At 59.6% G+C, this 13,867-nt stretch carries 10 protein-coding genes; 2 read left to right on the top strand and 8 right to left on the bottom strand.

Annotated elements, in window-relative coordinates:
- Nucleotides 1–21: 21 nt before the first annotated feature.
- The 8 genes from ACZ1J6_RS06575 to ACZ1J6_RS06540 all read right to left on the bottom strand — a co-directional run bounded on the left by ACZ1J6_RS06575 (nt 22) and on the right by ACZ1J6_RS06540 (nt 11,649).
- Nucleotides 22–1,992 carry a glycoside hydrolase family 97 protein gene (locus ACZ1J6_RS06575; protein ID WP_465127162.1) on the bottom strand — a complete coding sequence of 657 codons (1,971 nt, stop codon included), beginning with the start codon at nt 1,990–1,992 and terminating at the stop codon, nt 22–24.
- A gap of 32 nt (nt 1,993–2,024) precedes the next feature.
- A complete protein-coding gene (locus ACZ1J6_RS06570) occupies nt 2,025–3,461 on the bottom strand; it encodes a glycosyl hydrolase family 28 protein (protein ID WP_465127161.1) in 1,437 nt (478 codons plus the stop codon).
- A gap of 77 nt (nt 3,462–3,538) precedes the next feature.
- A complete protein-coding gene (locus tag ACZ1J6_RS06565) occupies nt 3,539–6,199 on the bottom strand; it encodes a TonB-dependent receptor (protein WP_465127160.1) in 2,661 nt (886 codons plus the stop codon).
- 125 nt (nt 6,200–6,324) lie between these two features.
- On the bottom strand, nt 6,325–7,335 hold the full coding sequence (locus ACZ1J6_RS06560) for a sugar kinase (protein WP_465127159.1): 1,011 nt from the start codon (nt 7,333–7,335) through the stop codon (nt 6,325–6,327).
- Between the two features lie 9 nt (nt 7,336–7,344).
- The gene (gene kduD, locus ACZ1J6_RS06555) at nt 7,345–8,100 is read right to left on the bottom strand and encodes a 2-dehydro-3-deoxy-D-gluconate 5-dehydrogenase KduD (RefSeq protein ID WP_465127158.1); all 756 of its coding nucleotides are present in this window, start codon (nt 8,098–8,100) and stop codon (nt 7,345–7,347) included.
- A 205-nt stretch (nt 8,101–8,305) separates the two neighbouring features.
- On the bottom strand, nt 8,306–9,142 hold the full coding sequence (gene kduI / locus ACZ1J6_RS06550) for a 5-dehydro-4-deoxy-D-glucuronate isomerase (protein WP_465127157.1): 837 nt from the start codon (nt 9,140–9,142) through the stop codon (nt 8,306–8,308).
- 36 nt (nt 9,143–9,178) lie between these two features.
- Nucleotides 9,179–10,357, bottom strand: a complete 1,179-nt coding sequence (locus tag ACZ1J6_RS06545) for a glycoside hydrolase family 88 protein (protein WP_465127156.1) — start codon at nt 10,355–10,357, stop codon at nt 9,179–9,181.
- Nucleotides 10,357–11,649: an oligosaccharide MFS transporter gene (locus ACZ1J6_RS06540; RefSeq protein WP_465127155.1), complete on the bottom strand. Its 1,293-nt coding sequence runs from the start codon at nt 11,647–11,649 to the stop codon at nt 10,357–10,359. Before ACZ1J6_RS06540 ends, ACZ1J6_RS06545 begins: the two co-directional genes overlap by 1 nt.
- 210 nt (nt 11,650–11,859) lie before the next feature.
- On the opposite strand from ACZ1J6_RS06540, the gene ACZ1J6_RS06535 reads away from it, so the two are divergent.
- Both ACZ1J6_RS06535 and ACZ1J6_RS06530 read left to right on the top strand, forming a co-directional pair.
- On the top strand, nt 11,860–12,924 hold the full coding sequence (locus ACZ1J6_RS06535; RefSeq protein WP_465127154.1) for a LacI family DNA-binding transcriptional regulator: 1,065 nt from the start codon (nt 11,860–11,862) through the stop codon (nt 12,922–12,924).
- Nucleotides 12,925–12,969: 45 nt separating this feature from the next.
- Entirely contained in the window at nt 12,970–13,860 is an 891-nt protein-coding gene (locus tag ACZ1J6_RS06530) for an ROK family protein (protein WP_465127153.1), read from the top strand.
- Nucleotides 13,861–13,867 lie beyond the last annotated feature (7 nt).

Genomic DNA, 13,867 nt, shown 5'->3' with positions numbered 1-13,867 from the left:
TCCTTGCTTGGTTGACCAGGATTAAATCAGCTTTTCGAACAGGATTGCCTGACCGCCGCTCGGCTGCATCTTGACGCTGATGGTCGCAGCGGCGTCGACTTCGTGCTGAGAGATGTCGACGGCAGTCAGGTGAGGCGTCTCCACCTGTGCGCCGTCTGCATAGATCGTTGCCCGCCACTTTCCTTCGCCGAGGAAGTTGAGAGGGACTTCGACCGCCCGTGCTTCCTCGTTGGTCATGGCTCCGAAGAACCAGCGCGTCCCGCTTCTCCTTGCGACCGCGACATACTCGCCAGGTTCGCCACTGATTGCGCGGGTCTCGTCCCAGGTGGTTGGACACTCGTCAAACCAATGCAGTGCGGGCCAAGCCCCCACCTGGTATTTAGCGGGTGTGTCATACCAGTAGAGGAATGTAAGCGGGTTATAATAGACCGCGGCCATCGCCAGCTGGTGCGCGTTTGTGGTCTTATTCATGTAATGATCGTAGCAAATCGTGTAGTCGATGGGCCCGGATAGTGCCCGGGTAAAGGGCAGTGTGACGTTATGGCGCGCAGTGGGAAACTGTTCGTTTCCGCGGACACCTTCGAGAGCGACATAATTCGGAAGGGTTCGCTCCAGTCCAGCCGGACGCAGGTTGTCATGCAGATTCACCAGCAGGTGATTGTCTCCACATGTCTTCACGAGGTTGTAGATCCAGTCTACGTCTTCCTGCCGTCCTTCCCAGATGAAGCCGAACTTGATCCCTGCGATGCCCCATCCACGATATGTGGCCACGATCGCATCGAGTTGGCGCATGGCGGGCACGCGATCGACGTAGACGATAGTGCCGAGGCCTTTTTCGCGAGCGGCGGTGACGATGCTTTCGATGTCGAAGCCATCGATGGGGCGCGTGGCGTCGCTGGGGTCGGTGCCATCGCCGTACCAGTGCGCGTCGAACTCGATGTAGTCGAGCTTACGCGCATGGGCAAAAGCAATGCCTTCCATAGCGCCTATGTTGGAGTAGGGCTTGCGAATGCGGAACGCCCGGCCTGGGCGGATCCAACTATCGGATTTAAGTCTGTCTGGCGATGCGAGCGTTGGCACAAGCCCAGCCTTGTCGATCAGCGCCGCGGGACGATTGGCAACCATGATAATGCGCCACGGCGTAGTAAAAGGTGCTTCAACTGTGAACACCGGCGCTGCATGGGTATCACCAGGACCGGAATAACCGGTGGCGCGGCCCGGGAAGTGCATTAGACGGCTAACCGTGGTGTGCTCGTCGGCGCCGGGCGCGAACATCAGGCGCGGATAATGCAATCGGTCCGACTCGCTCAGTAATAGTGCAAGGCCCGAGGGGGTTTGGGCAAGAACCGGAGTATCGGCAAATGCGCCTTTGTCCGTACTGGCGGTTAGTTCAGGGTGCGGGACTGGGGCGATCTGACCGGGTCGGGAAATAGCGTATTCGCCTTCGTCGCGACTGGTCCAAACGCGGGTCCCGGCGGGCATGCGGAATTCGATTTGTTCACCTCCGAGTTTGACTTTTCGCTGCGGTGCGGAAAGCAAGACAAAGCGGCAGGCGATCCCGTCATTGTGCGCCAGGAGGCGGATCGAGAAGCGAATGCCCGACTTGCGATCTTCGAACCGGGCATCCAACTGATTGGCCTTGCCGTCATAGCTTGCCGCAATGCCGTAAGGTGGCCGCCAAGTGTCATCGATAGACACTACCTCGGCGCCAAGGAATTTCGCATTTGGCCCAAGACGCCTGCCATCTGCCAGCACCAGCGCCATTTGCGAGGGCTCAAGCATGATTGCATCGCCGTGACGCGCCGCCCAGCGCGGGTGATCTCCGCGCGATGCGGGAACGAGCAGTTCCAGCGTGGTCCGGCCGTCGGGCGATGAAACGGTCAGGCGCTGCGCTTCTGCTGGAGCGGCAGCACGGACAAGGGGGATAGTCGTGGCCATCCCGGTAGCGGCGGCGCCAAGGCTTGCAAGGATGGTTCGACGGTTCGTCTTCATGCTGTTTCTCTCTCCCGATGCCCGCCCTGGTATTAGCGGATGCGTAGCTGTTCTACGTGCTTTCCGACGAATATGTCGGCCGCTTGAGGGGTGTCGATTCGCTGACCGCTGATGTTAAGGTTCTCAATTGTCGCATTGCGAACGGCAGTTTGAGCCGATAGACCCGAGATAATCGACTGGCTCGGCATACCTTCGCCGCTATAGGTGACGTTGCGTATGGTCACCCCGTCGATCCCACGTCCGGGGGCTTTGTTGTACCGGGCATTGTTGCCGGCGACGATGTTGATCAGCTTGCCTTCTTCGATCCGGTCTACGCGAATGTTGTTGAAAGTAATGTTTCTTATCAGGGTGCTGTCACCTGAATAGGCCGCGATCGCACCTTCCCAATCAGGGTCATCCTCATCAAGATTGGCGATATCGATGTTATCGAAGGTCACGTCGCGGATTGTTCGCGGATTGGTATTGTCGCCGAAGTGTCCAATGTAGAGCGCGTGGGCAACGTCATTCCAGATGCGCAGGTTGCGAACGGTGATATCGAACGTATCACCCGGCGGGTTGATGTCTGGAATTCCAGTCTGCGCTGTGCGTTGGCGACACAATGGACAGTCGGCTACGGCGTAGATGACCACTGCATCGTCTGAAACGCGAAGGTAGCCACTATCGACGGAGATGTGCTGCGACGTGGATATGTTGATCCCGTCGGACCATTTTCCCGATGTGAAGCCGGTCAAATTGCGCAGCGAGACGTTGCTGGAATTGCGGATGTTCATGACCCGCGCGGCATCCTTGCGGTCGCTGTTGACCATTATAAGATCTGAGATCACGATGTTTTTTGCCTTCTCCACGTCGATCGCACGCCCTGGATCCCAGAGCATTCCTCGGCCGGAAATGCTGACATCGTGAACGCCTTCCAGAGCGAACGCGCCCTTCAGAACCGCGCCACCCTCGAGGTAGATTCGCTCGCCGGACTTGACGGGGAACACATCGGTGCCTTCCGGCGGGACGTGCATCCCGGGACCAAATACGCGCACATTGGGACCAGTAGGCGTCGGCGCCGGCAGAGCACCGGCAATGACGTGCAGATTATGCAGCCGATCATCATCGAACTGGAGCGAAAAGCTTTCCGGGCGGGTTAGTGTCATGTGCACGACACTGCCCCTACGTTGCGGGCCGAGCGTGCTTGACAGCGGCGCTACGGATACCTTCTGGAAGTCGCCGTTGTTCTTCTGGACTTCGAGCTCAACGGTTCCCGCGAAATCGAAGTAGACCATGGATGCATTTTGCTTTGTATCGGTATCGACCTGAATACGATACTCGTACAAATCCTGCCAATTGCCGCCAGGCTGTCGGACGCGTACCGTGTAGTCATCATTGTGGGCTGAGTATAACAGGCCCCTAGGTACGTCGTAGACTCGCAAGACATCCTCTCCAGCGCTCGCAATGGGGGCATAACCGCCGGTCAGCGTCATCACCGCAAATCCGAGTGTCAGCCGGCGGAAGATAGGGTTTCGAGGCATCGCAATCGCTCGCGCGTGAAGCTGGTGCATTAGAAATTCGCTGTACCGGTAAGGAAGAATGAGCGGGGTTGTGTCGTCAAGATACCCGTCGTTGCATCAGGGTACATGCTGATGATCTGCGCTTGCGAGAGGCCAGAGATGGGTAAATTCGGGTTTTGGATAGAAAAAATACCGATGTCGTTGAACACGTTGTTCACGTTCAAGCCGAGGCGGAAGTCCGGTGACACATCATAGGACAACGAGAGATCCGTCTGGCTTTGCGCCGGGAATTTGGTCAAGCCCGTGAAACTCGAAGGGCGAGAGCCTAGGTAGGTGAAATTGACAAGCGCGGAGAACGGACCGGTGGCATACTCGACGCCGATGCGGCCCTGCATTTTGGCAAGATTCTCAAGCGCGCTGTTGGGGTAGGCCTCCAGGCGGTCGTCAGCGCGGCCCGTCTGCCCCATGTTCCAGTTGTACCATTCGAGGGCCTTGCCTTTCTGCAGTGTGACCGCAGCTGTCAGATGCAACTGCCGGGTTATTCGGGCATCGCCTTCGATCTCGACACCGTAAACCCTCGTCTTGTTGAATGCCGGAGCGGTAACATAGGTCGTCCCGTCAAGATCGGTGCCCTGTCCTACTACGTTCACCTTGTCGAGGAGCGTAAGGAAGGGGGTGAGGGTCAAGCGAACGGCCGGGCTCACATAGCTGAAACCGGCTTCGTACTGCGTAATCAGTGGCGGGGTGATCGGTTGGTTCTCCGCCTTGAACACGGTGTCGTACCCTCCCCAAAGGCCATCACCGTTCTTCTTCCCGCGCGCATAGCGAACGTAGGCGGAGAAACGATCGGAGAAGCGGTAGTTTGCCGCCGCCGTGTAGTTCACGAAGTTCAGCTTCTTGTCGAAAGGAACCTCGCGATTGAGCACGCCGATCAGGTTATCATAAATTGTCAACGGATCGCCATCGACGCCGCCGTAAGTACGATCGCGCGCTTGCGGATTTGCAGACGCCAGCAGATTGGTGCCCTTGTAGCCAAAGCTTTCGTAGCGAATACCAAAATCAAGGGTAAGCTTGTCGGTCGTCTTCCAATTGAGTCCGCCGAATAATGACGTAGAACGGTTTTTAACGTAATTTCGTGCTGGCGCCGTGGCAACGGAACCGAATCCGGCGGCATTGGTCAGCTGGTATACTTTGCCCGTGGCGGCATCGGTAAACGTGACTTGCGCGGCCTCCATGTCAGACTGGATCGGCGCGATGTAACCGCCAGGGGGAAGCAATTCACGTACGAACTTGGAGCGCGAGAGATAACCTCCCGCCGTCGCGGTCAAGCGTCCGATGCGCTTGGAGATCGTCAGCTGGTCGATAAACGACTGCTCATCGAAGTCGGTCGATGTGCCGGCTCCGGAGATGACCCCGTTGGCCAGAACCTGCTGGTTCGGAAGGTTGTTGGCCAGTACCGTATAACCACTGGCAGCGCTGGCCACGCGCGCCAGCACCTGCCCGTTGCTGCCGGCAACGGTAATCGTGCCCGGCACGCGGCTGAGGCCCGCGGCGCTGAAACCGAGGTTGTTCCATAGGTTCTGGTTGTCGAGCCCAAACGTACCGACGCCGTTCTGGTTCAGTTTCAGACGATTGTCGTTGAAACGAAAATGGTTGTTGATCTGCAGTGTGTCATCGATGTCGTGCTCCCATTTCAGGCCCACGGTGCGGGCCACGGCATGGTCGAGATTGTCCGGATCAAAGCGCTGGCTACTCACCACGCCCGATCCTGGTATGGTGAAGGCGGATTTGCGGCCCAGCGTATAGTTGTCGTAGCGCGATAGGCCCGGCGCAATCTGAGGGTTGTCGAAGCCGATTGATGGGATGCGCTCGGAATCGTAGGATCCATTGTGATCGTCGAGGTACTTGCCGTAAAGTACCAGCGACCCAGAACCGTAGATCCAGCCAAGCGATGCCTTCAACTGGCCGCCGCGGTTAAAGGGATATGCGGTTGGCCTTGATCCAAATGAACGGCGATAAAAGCCGCCGATTGAGCCATAGACCCCGCTCTCGCCGAACTCGGTCCCGTAGTAAGCGTCGGCACGCTGATAGGGCTGGCTCCTGCCTTCGAGCCCGATGCGAACTGATGCGACCCCGCCATCATGATCCGTGAGCGCGTTTTTGGAGATGTAGTTGAATAGGCCGCCAGGCGCGTTAGGGCCTGTGACGGTCGCGCTGCCGCCGCGAAGCGCTTCTACGCGCTTCAAGGTCAAATCCTGGCGGTAGAAGCTGTCGGGTTGGAAACCGCTACCCTGAATGCCGATGACCGGCAAACCGTCATCGAGCAGCGCCACGAAATAGTATCCTGAGGTCGCCGACTGCGTGCCGACCGACAGGCCTCGTGCGTAGACGATGTTGCGGGCCTCGCCAATCGACGAGTTAACGTAGACGCCGGGTACGTTCTTAAGAAGGTCGGCAGCGCTGACCGGGGCTGAGCGTTGGATGGTCGCGGAATCGATCGTCGAGACGGCTACAGCGGCATCTCGCTTGGCGGTGCTGTTAAGCACGCCCGTGACGATGATTTCGTCGGTAGTTGCTTCCTGCGGGCTCGTACCGGCGACATTATCCTGAGCAAAGACAGGTAGCGCCGAACAGGAGGCGAGCAGGAAAGGGGTCAGCTTGGCGGTCGCGTAAACGCATCCGCCGGGACGGAGCAAGGTTTTGAAACTCATTAGCGCTCTCCCAAGGGCGTCCAGTTGTTAAAAGGTCTGATATCGATATCAGTGGGGGGGTGCAAGTGGGTATCGATACCAGAGATGATTTGGCATTTTCGCCGGGTTACGCAGACGGGTTTCGTTTACCGCCGCACGTCACCGCCATTTTTTGACAAGGCATCGAGTTCTCCCGGTCCGATCAGGCACATGTCTCCGGGCAGGGAGTGCTTCAGCACCCTATAGGCCAGCCCGGCCTGTGCCATTTTCTGAATATCAGCGCCGTTCAGCCAGCCGTGCAGCACGCCCGCCGCGAAGGCATCTCCGGTACCGATGCGGTCGACGATCTGCGTCACTTCGACCTCGTCGGTCTGGTATCCGCTTTCGCGGGAGTCGATCCGCGCGGCGATGCGGTGATGCGCTGCGTTGACCACATGGCGCGCGGTGGAGGCGATGATCCTGAGGTTCGAGAAAGCGGCGAAGGCAGCGTCGGCAGCTTCGCGGCGGCGGTCCTCGCCGTCGCCGGAGAAAGTCTTGCCCAGCAGCAGCGAGATATCGCGGTGGTTGCCGATCATCACCGTGGCGGCGGAGACCAGTTCGGTCAGCACCTCGCGCGGGTTGCTGTCCCAGCTTTCCCAGACCAGCGCGCGATAATTGCCGTCGAAGCAGATTGGCACGCCGGCTTCCTGCGCCGCACGCACCGCCGCCTTGGCAAGCGCGCCACCGCCGGGGCCGAGCGCCGGGGTGATACCGGAGAGGTGCAGCAGCCGCGCACCGTCAAACGCGGCGGCGAAGTCGAAGTCCTGTGGCGCACTTGTCGCGAAGGTGCTGCCCACCCGGTCGTAAGTGATTGCGGAAGGGCGCAGGCCCGCGCCGCTTTCGAGGAAGTACAGCCCCATGCGGCCTGCTCCGCCGGTGAAATGGCGCGTATCCACGCCCGCCGCGCCGAGAGCCGCGCGGGCCTTGTCGCCCAGCGGACTGGCGGGGAGGCGCGTGACCATGCGCACCGCATGGCCGAGCGCGGCGAGGCCGGAGGCGACATTCGCCTCGGCACCGCCCACCACCATGTCGAGCGTGTCACACTGCACCATCAGGCGGTGCGCGGGGGTGGTGAAGCGCAGCAGGACTTCGCCGAAGCAGGTCACATGTCCGGTCATCGTGTCAGATCAGCGCGCCAGCCAGCCGCCGTCGACGGCGAGAAAGTGGCCGTTGACGTAGTCGGATGCGGCCGAAGCCAAGAACACCGCGGCACCGGCGATATCCTTGGGGTCGCCCCAGCGTCCGGTCGGGATGCGTTCCAGGATCTGGCGGTTGCGCGTCTCGTCGCCTTGCAGGGCTGCGGTGTTGTTGGTGGAGATGTAGCCCGGCGCGATGGCGTTCACCTGCACGCCCTTGGCGGCCAGTTCGTTGGCCATGGCCTTGGTCACGCCGCCCACGCCCGACTTCGCCGCCGCATAGCTGGGCACGCGGATGCCGCCCTGGAAGGTGAGCAGCGAGGCGATGTTGACGATCTTTCCGGCGCCTCTTTCCACCATGCCCTTCGCGGCGGCCTGGCTGAGGAAGAACAGGGTCTTGAGGTTGGTGTCGATCACCGCGTCCCAGTCCGCTTCGGAGAACTGGAGCAGGTCGTCGCGGCGGATGATCCCGGCATTGTTGACGAGAATGTCCACTTTGCCGAGCCCGGCCACCGCCTCGTCGATCACCCGGCCGACGGGTTCGATCGAGGAGAGGTCGGCCTTGATGTTCACCGCCTTGCGGCCGGTCTCTGCGATCAGCGCGAGAGTCTCGGCCGGTTCGCTGCGACCCGCGAGGGCGACGTCGGCGCCCGCTTCGGCAAGCGCCACGGCAATGGCCTGCCCGATCCCGGTATTGGCGCCCGTCACGAGCGCGGCCTTGCCTTCGAGGCCGAAGGAAATCGCCATTAGTTCCGTCCTGTCCCAATCCGACCGACCAAACAAGGATCGGTCCTATGTGGCCTTAACCCAGACGTTCCATCCCCTCAGTTCGTCATTGCGAGCGTAGCGAAGCAATCCAGCGGCGGTTTACGCGGCTCTGGATTGCTTTGTCGCCATGCTCCTCGCAATGACGAAGGGAGGGAGGGATCGAACCGGGGCCAAGCCGCTACGCTTACTGAAGCTGGCAGATGTCCAGCACGTTGAGGTCTGTATAGTCGAGGTTTTCCCCGCCCATGGCCCAGATAAAGGCGTACTTCTTGGTGCCCGAACCCATGTGGATCGACCAGGGGGGGCTGATGACCGCCTCTTCGTTGGCTATCACGATGTGGCGCATCTGGTCCGGCTCGCCCATGTAGTGGAAGATGCGGTCGTTCTCTTCGGGCAGGTCGAAATAGAGGTAGATTTCGCTGCGACGGTCGTGGAGGTGCGGCGGCATGGTGTTCCAGACCGAGCCTTCCTCCAGCACGGTGAGGCCGAGCAGCAGCTGCGCGCTCTCGCAGACGCCGGGGATGACGAGCTGGTAGATCGTGCGCTGGTTCGAATTGGCAAGGTCGCCGCGGGCCAGCGGCTTGGCCTGTTCCAGCGTGATGTGCTTGATCCGGCAGGCCTTGTGGGCGGGAACGGAGGCGATGTAGTAGCGCGCGGTCTCGCCTTCGAAGATCACCTCGTCGGTGCCCATCGGCAGGTAGAGGCATTCCTTGTTCTGCATCTCGAAGCGCTGGCCGTCCACCGTGATCGCGCCGGGGCCGCCGATGTTGATGATGCCTGCTTCGCGGCGTTCGAGGAAGGGATGACCCTCGGCGCTCTTCGGTTCGGTCTGCGGGGGCAGCTTGAGGGGGCCCTGCGAGGGCACCGCGCCGCCGATTAAGAAGCGTTCGTTGTGCGAGTAATTGAGGTTGACCTTGCCGTCCTCGAACATGTCGCCCACGAGGTAGCGATCGCGCAGTTCCTCGTTGGAGACGCACTCCATCATGTCGGGATGGGTGGCGTGGTAGGTCTTGCAGAACATGCGATAAGCTCCAGAATTAGAGAGATTCGTGAGGGCTCACGCCCAGTAAGGTTGCCAGGGACGGCGCAGGCGCATCAAAGCTTCCAGGTAGAAATAATCGCCCCAGATGCAGGCTTCATCAACGCCGGCCTTGTTCGGCATGTGGTAGACAGCATGGAGTAGAACGGCGTTCGATCCGTCGATCGGAGCAAGATATTTGTTTCCGAGCGTCTCGACGATCGCGACGGCCCATGCTTCATAGGTTTCGCGAAGAGCGTCAGAGAGTGGAAGCGCCTGAGCCAGTTCCAACAGGCCGCACGCGGCGATAGCTGCTGCAGAGCTGTCGCGATCTACATCCGTGTCAGAATTGAAAATGAGATCCCAGCAACAAATGCCGTCCTCGGGAAGGCGATTGAGGAAATGGTTCGCAAGGCGCGAAGCAAGATCTAGGTAGTGTTGTTTACCGGTATGGCGCCAAGCGAGGGCAAAACCGTAGATGCCCCAAGCCTGGCCGCGGGCCCAGCTGCTATCGTCCGAGAAGCCCTGATGTGTACTACCATGAAGCGGTTCACCGGTGATGGTATCGACATAGTATGTATGGAATGTCGAGGCATCCGGCCGAACCAAGAGATGTGCGGCCTGCTCAATGTGCTGATCGGCCGCCTCTGCAAATCGCCTGTCACCGGTTTCGCGCGTTGCCCAGTAAAGAAGGGGAAGGTTGAGATTACAGTCGATAATCATGCGGCCCCGCTCTGCAGGAACATTCATGTCCCCCCAGGCCTGGATAACCTTTGCTACCGGATCAAAGCGCGACAGCAGTTGAGCAGCAGCAGAGATTCCGGCGTCCCTCGCTGCGCGATCGCCCGTTAACCGATACCCTGCGCAGGACGATAGGGTATAAAGGAAGCCCAGATCATGATGATCGACGTTGATGCGTTTCTCGATCCGGTTGGCGAACGAGGCAAGGTTTTGTGCCGCAACATTGCGATATTTGTCGGCCCCAGAGAATTCCCACGAAAGCCAAAGCATCCCTGTCCAGAAGCCATTGGTCCATTCGACGTTGTCGATCGGAGCGTAGATATTGCTTTCGCTCGACGGGGCAGGGAAGTGCGAGCCGAACTGTGGCACCATGCGATCGATGCGTGCAATCGCCGCTTCAATCCAGGTGTCGAGCGTTTCTGGAGTTGGACTTTCAAGCGCGCGGTGCGGCAAGGGTTCGAAGGCAACTTCACTCATCAATGAGCATCCTCGTAGCGGCGCGCGTCCGCAGGGGACGAAATCGCGGCGGTTTCAGGCACCTGCTCAGTCTTGAGGCTGGCGGGCGAATATTCAGGGGGGGTCGGCTCGAGAGCCATTGCGGACCATATCCAAAAGACAAGCGCAAAGCCTGCGATCAGGAAGTAGGTGTGCTGGAAGCCGACCAAGTCATAGCCAATGCCCGCAAGAGGCGAGAGAACCGCAAGCCCCAGCGAGTGGCCAAAGCTGACACCGACCATGTAGACCGTGGCGGCAAACCGGGCCTCGAAATGATAGGCGATGTAGCGGAAAATCGACACGGCCAAGATGGGCAGCTCCACCGCATGCGCCATTTTGCACAGCGAGATCGTGATCGGTCCGATAGCGAAGCCGGATCCAGCGATGCGGACAATCATGATTAGGGCCGCTAACAATAGGCCGCGTGTCGCACCAATCCTGCGGACTATAAGCGGCGCCACGAACATGCCGCCGGCTTCTACGAAAATCTGCGCTGCGTTCAGGTAACCGAACATCGCATTGCCCTCTTTCGGGGAGGGGAAGAGGGAGGAGAAGTAGAAAGGAAACTGTTGGTCGTAGACGAGATAGAGATTGGTGACCCCGAGGATCAGGATCATGAAGCGCCAGAAGCGAGGCTGTTTGAACAGCGTGAGAGTGTCCCGCAGCCTTAGTTGGTCGGCAGCATTCTGCGCTTGCTCGTCTGGTTCGACGCGGGCGAGGCGGATCAAAGGAAGCAATGCCAGCCCGGCGAGACTGGCGAGGAAGAAGTTTATCGCTGGGTCGACGTTATACAACCGGCCCGAGAACGCAGCCGCCGTTGCGAAGCCGATCGATCCCCACAGTCTCGTGCGGCTGTATTCAAAGCCATAGCGCCTTCCGACGCGGTCTACATAACTCTCAAGAGCATAGCTGCCTGCCATGAACGTGAAGCCGAGGTAGATACCGCCTGTGACCGCACCGAGCGGAAGGCTCCAACGCAGCATGGGAGCATAGACATACAGGAAAAACGGCCCGGCAAGGATCACGAGCGAGGCGATCACGATCGGCACGACCTTACGGAAGCCCATTCGATCGGAGAGAAAGCCATAGGCGGGCTGTGCCAGCATCGCACCAATTGAATTGACTGCGAAAACCGTGCCAGCCTGCGCACCATTCAGTTGAAGGGAGCGCGTCAACCAGATGGATAGCAATGACATCGCCATCGCTTGCGCGAAGAAGAACGCAAACAGGAAGGCGCTTAAAACAGCGTAATTTCGTTGTCGATTAGCAAGCACGGCACCCTCTCAGGTTTCATCGTCCGGCAGCTGCATTCGAATTCTCTAAGGCGCTGCATTCTGTTATCGATATCAAATATGCCGGGCAGATTCCCGTTTGGCAAGGGCCTAACTTGACACAAGGTCAAGACCAGTTATCGATATCAGAAAGGGAAGCGCGCCATCGGAACAGATGGTCGCCGGCCGCCGTGGCCCTGGAGAGGCAATTTGATGACAAAAGAGACGAAGCGCAAGGACGGCGTAGCCAAGAGCGCGCATCGTCCCGTCGTGACAATCCACGACGTGGCCCGCCATGCCGGGGTGTCATCAATGACAGTTTCTCGTGTGATGACGGGCAAACGGCATGTCAGCGAGGCGATGCGCGAGCGCGTGAATGCCGCGATATCCGAATTGGAGTATTCGCCCAATCTTAATGCCCGCAGCTTTTCCAGTGCGGTACGGGTAGGCGCGATCTATTCGAACCCCTCGTCATCTAACCTTGGTACTTTCCTGATGGGCGCGTTTCGCCAGAGCGGCGAAAGCGGTTGCCAGTTTCTTATCGAGCCAGGGGCAACCGAAGCCGAGGCAATCGCCAGCCTCCATCGCCTCGTCGAAGCACGGATAGGTGGGGTCATCCTGCCGCCACCACTTTGCGATTCCCAAGCGCTTATCGATTTGGCCGCCAGCGCAGACGTGATCCCGCTGGCATTTGCGACCGCCATCCCACGGGAGGGCATCTCAGCTATTATCGTTGACGATTATAAGGGCGCGTTCGACATGACGCGGTATCTCATCGGCTTGGGGCACCGCGCGATCGGCTTCATCCAAGGAGATCCTGCGCATTCCCCTTCCCAGCGCCGAGAGCAAGGATACCGAGCGGCCATGGCCGGTGCATCGTTGACGATCCGTGACGAATGGATAGCGCCTGGTCTGTTCAACTATCGCTCGGGCCTGGATGCGGCACACAAATTGTTGGACCAACCCAATCGTCCGACCGCAATTTTCGCCAGCAACGACGACATGGCCGCAGCCGTGACCGCCGTTGCCCATGGTCTCAATCTGCGTATCCCCGGCGATCTCAGCGTTGCTGGATTCGACGATGCACAAATTGCTGCCACCATCTGGCCGGAACTCACCACCATACGCCAGCCGATTTCGGACATGGCATCGCGGGCTGTTGCATTGCTGAGCGATCAAGTTCGCGAGGCTCGTTCGGGGGCAAGCCCAGAAGTGCGGCACGTGCGCGAGATGCTGACTCTCGTTGAAAGAGCTTCGACCGGCGCGCCGGCCGACTGAACCAGCTGCGCTGCAAGCAATCAGAAAATTCAAAAGGATGACCGGATGACCACCTTCGGTGCGATCGAAGCGGGCGGGACGAAGTTCGTCTGCGCGATAGGTAGTTCCAGCGGCGGTTCGCTACGCTCGACAACCATCCCGACGCGCGATCCCGACAGCACTTTTGCTGACGTTGCTGATTTTTTCCGTTCCGCCGCGGATCTCGGGCCCATCGGGGGCCTCGGCATCGCGAGCTTCGGTCCCGTCGGGGTGGATCCAGCTTCGCCGCAATATGGAAAAATTCTGGCAACTCCGAAACCACGATGGGAGGGGACGGATATCATCGAGCGCGCAAGCGGGCTTGTCGATGTTCCGATCGGATTGGACACTGACGTAAATGCGGCTGCTCTCGCGGAACTCGCGGCGATCGGTGGGGGGCTGCAACATCTTGCCTACGTCACGGTCGGCACGGGCATCGGCGTCGGGCTGGTAAGCTCTGGGCGTGCCATCCACGGCATCGGGCATCCTGAGGCCGGGCATATACCGGTTCGGCGTCATCCGGTGCATGGTGATTTCGCCGGCCTATGTCCATTCCATGGCGATTGCCTGGAGGGATTGGCGGCGGGGCCGGCCGTGGCTGCAGCTTGGGCACTAAAACCTTCCCATATTCCTGACGACCATCCGTTCTGGGAAGTCGAGGCCAGTTATCTTGCGCAGCTGTGCGCGTCCTTGTTTTTGACGACGGGGCCTGAACGAATCGTGCTTGGCGGCGGGGTTATGAAGCAAGAGCGCTTGTTCCCTCTAATCCGGGAGCGCACGCTCAACCTTCTCGGTGGCTATGTTCATGCGCTGCGCAGCATGGAGGCCATGGAGCGATCGATTGTAGCTCCCGTGTGCCGCGAACCGTCGGGATTGGTAGGCGCTTTCCTGCTTGCCGAAGGTGCCGCAAACGAGTGAGGAGGGT

Source organism: Novosphingobium sp. BL-S-21, assembly GCF_055521655.1.
This window is presented reverse-complemented; position numbering and strand designations above follow the sequence as displayed.

Bases quoted from the DNA above. Each gene is read 5' to 3' on its own strand.
- ACZ1J6_RS06560 (WP_465127159.1), bottom strand. From the start codon at position 7,335: ATGACCGGACATGTGACCTGCTTCGGCGAAGTCCTGCTGCGCTTCACC.
- ACZ1J6_RS06545 (WP_465127156.1), bottom strand. From the start codon at position 10,357: ATGAGTGAAGTTGCCTTCGAACCCTTGCCGCACCGCGCGCTTGAAAGT.
- ACZ1J6_RS06570 (WP_465127161.1), bottom strand. From the start codon at position 3,461: ATGACGCTGACCGGCGGTTATGCCCCCATTGCGAGCGCTGGAGAGGAT.
- ACZ1J6_RS06530 (WP_465127153.1), top strand. From the start codon at position 12,970: ATGACCACCTTCGGTGCGATCGAAGCGGGCGGGACGAAGTTCGTCTGC.
- ACZ1J6_RS06565 (WP_465127160.1), bottom strand. From the start codon at position 6,199: ATGAGTTTCAAAACCTTGCTCCGTCCCGGCGGATGCGTTTACGCGACC.
- ACZ1J6_RS06535 (WP_465127154.1), top strand. From the start codon at position 11,860: ATGACAAAAGAGACGAAGCGCAAGGACGGCGTAGCCAAGAGCGCGCAT.
- kduI (WP_465127157.1), bottom strand. From the start codon at position 9,142: ATGTTCTGCAAGACCTACCACGCCACCCATCCCGACATGATGGAGTGC.
- kduD (WP_465127158.1), bottom strand. From the start codon at position 8,100: ATGGCGATTTCCTTCGGCCTCGAAGGCAAGGCCGCGCTCGTGACGGGC.
- ACZ1J6_RS06575 (WP_465127162.1), bottom strand. From the start codon at position 1,992: ATGAAGACGAACCGTCGAACCATCCTTGCAAGCCTTGGCGCCGCCGCT.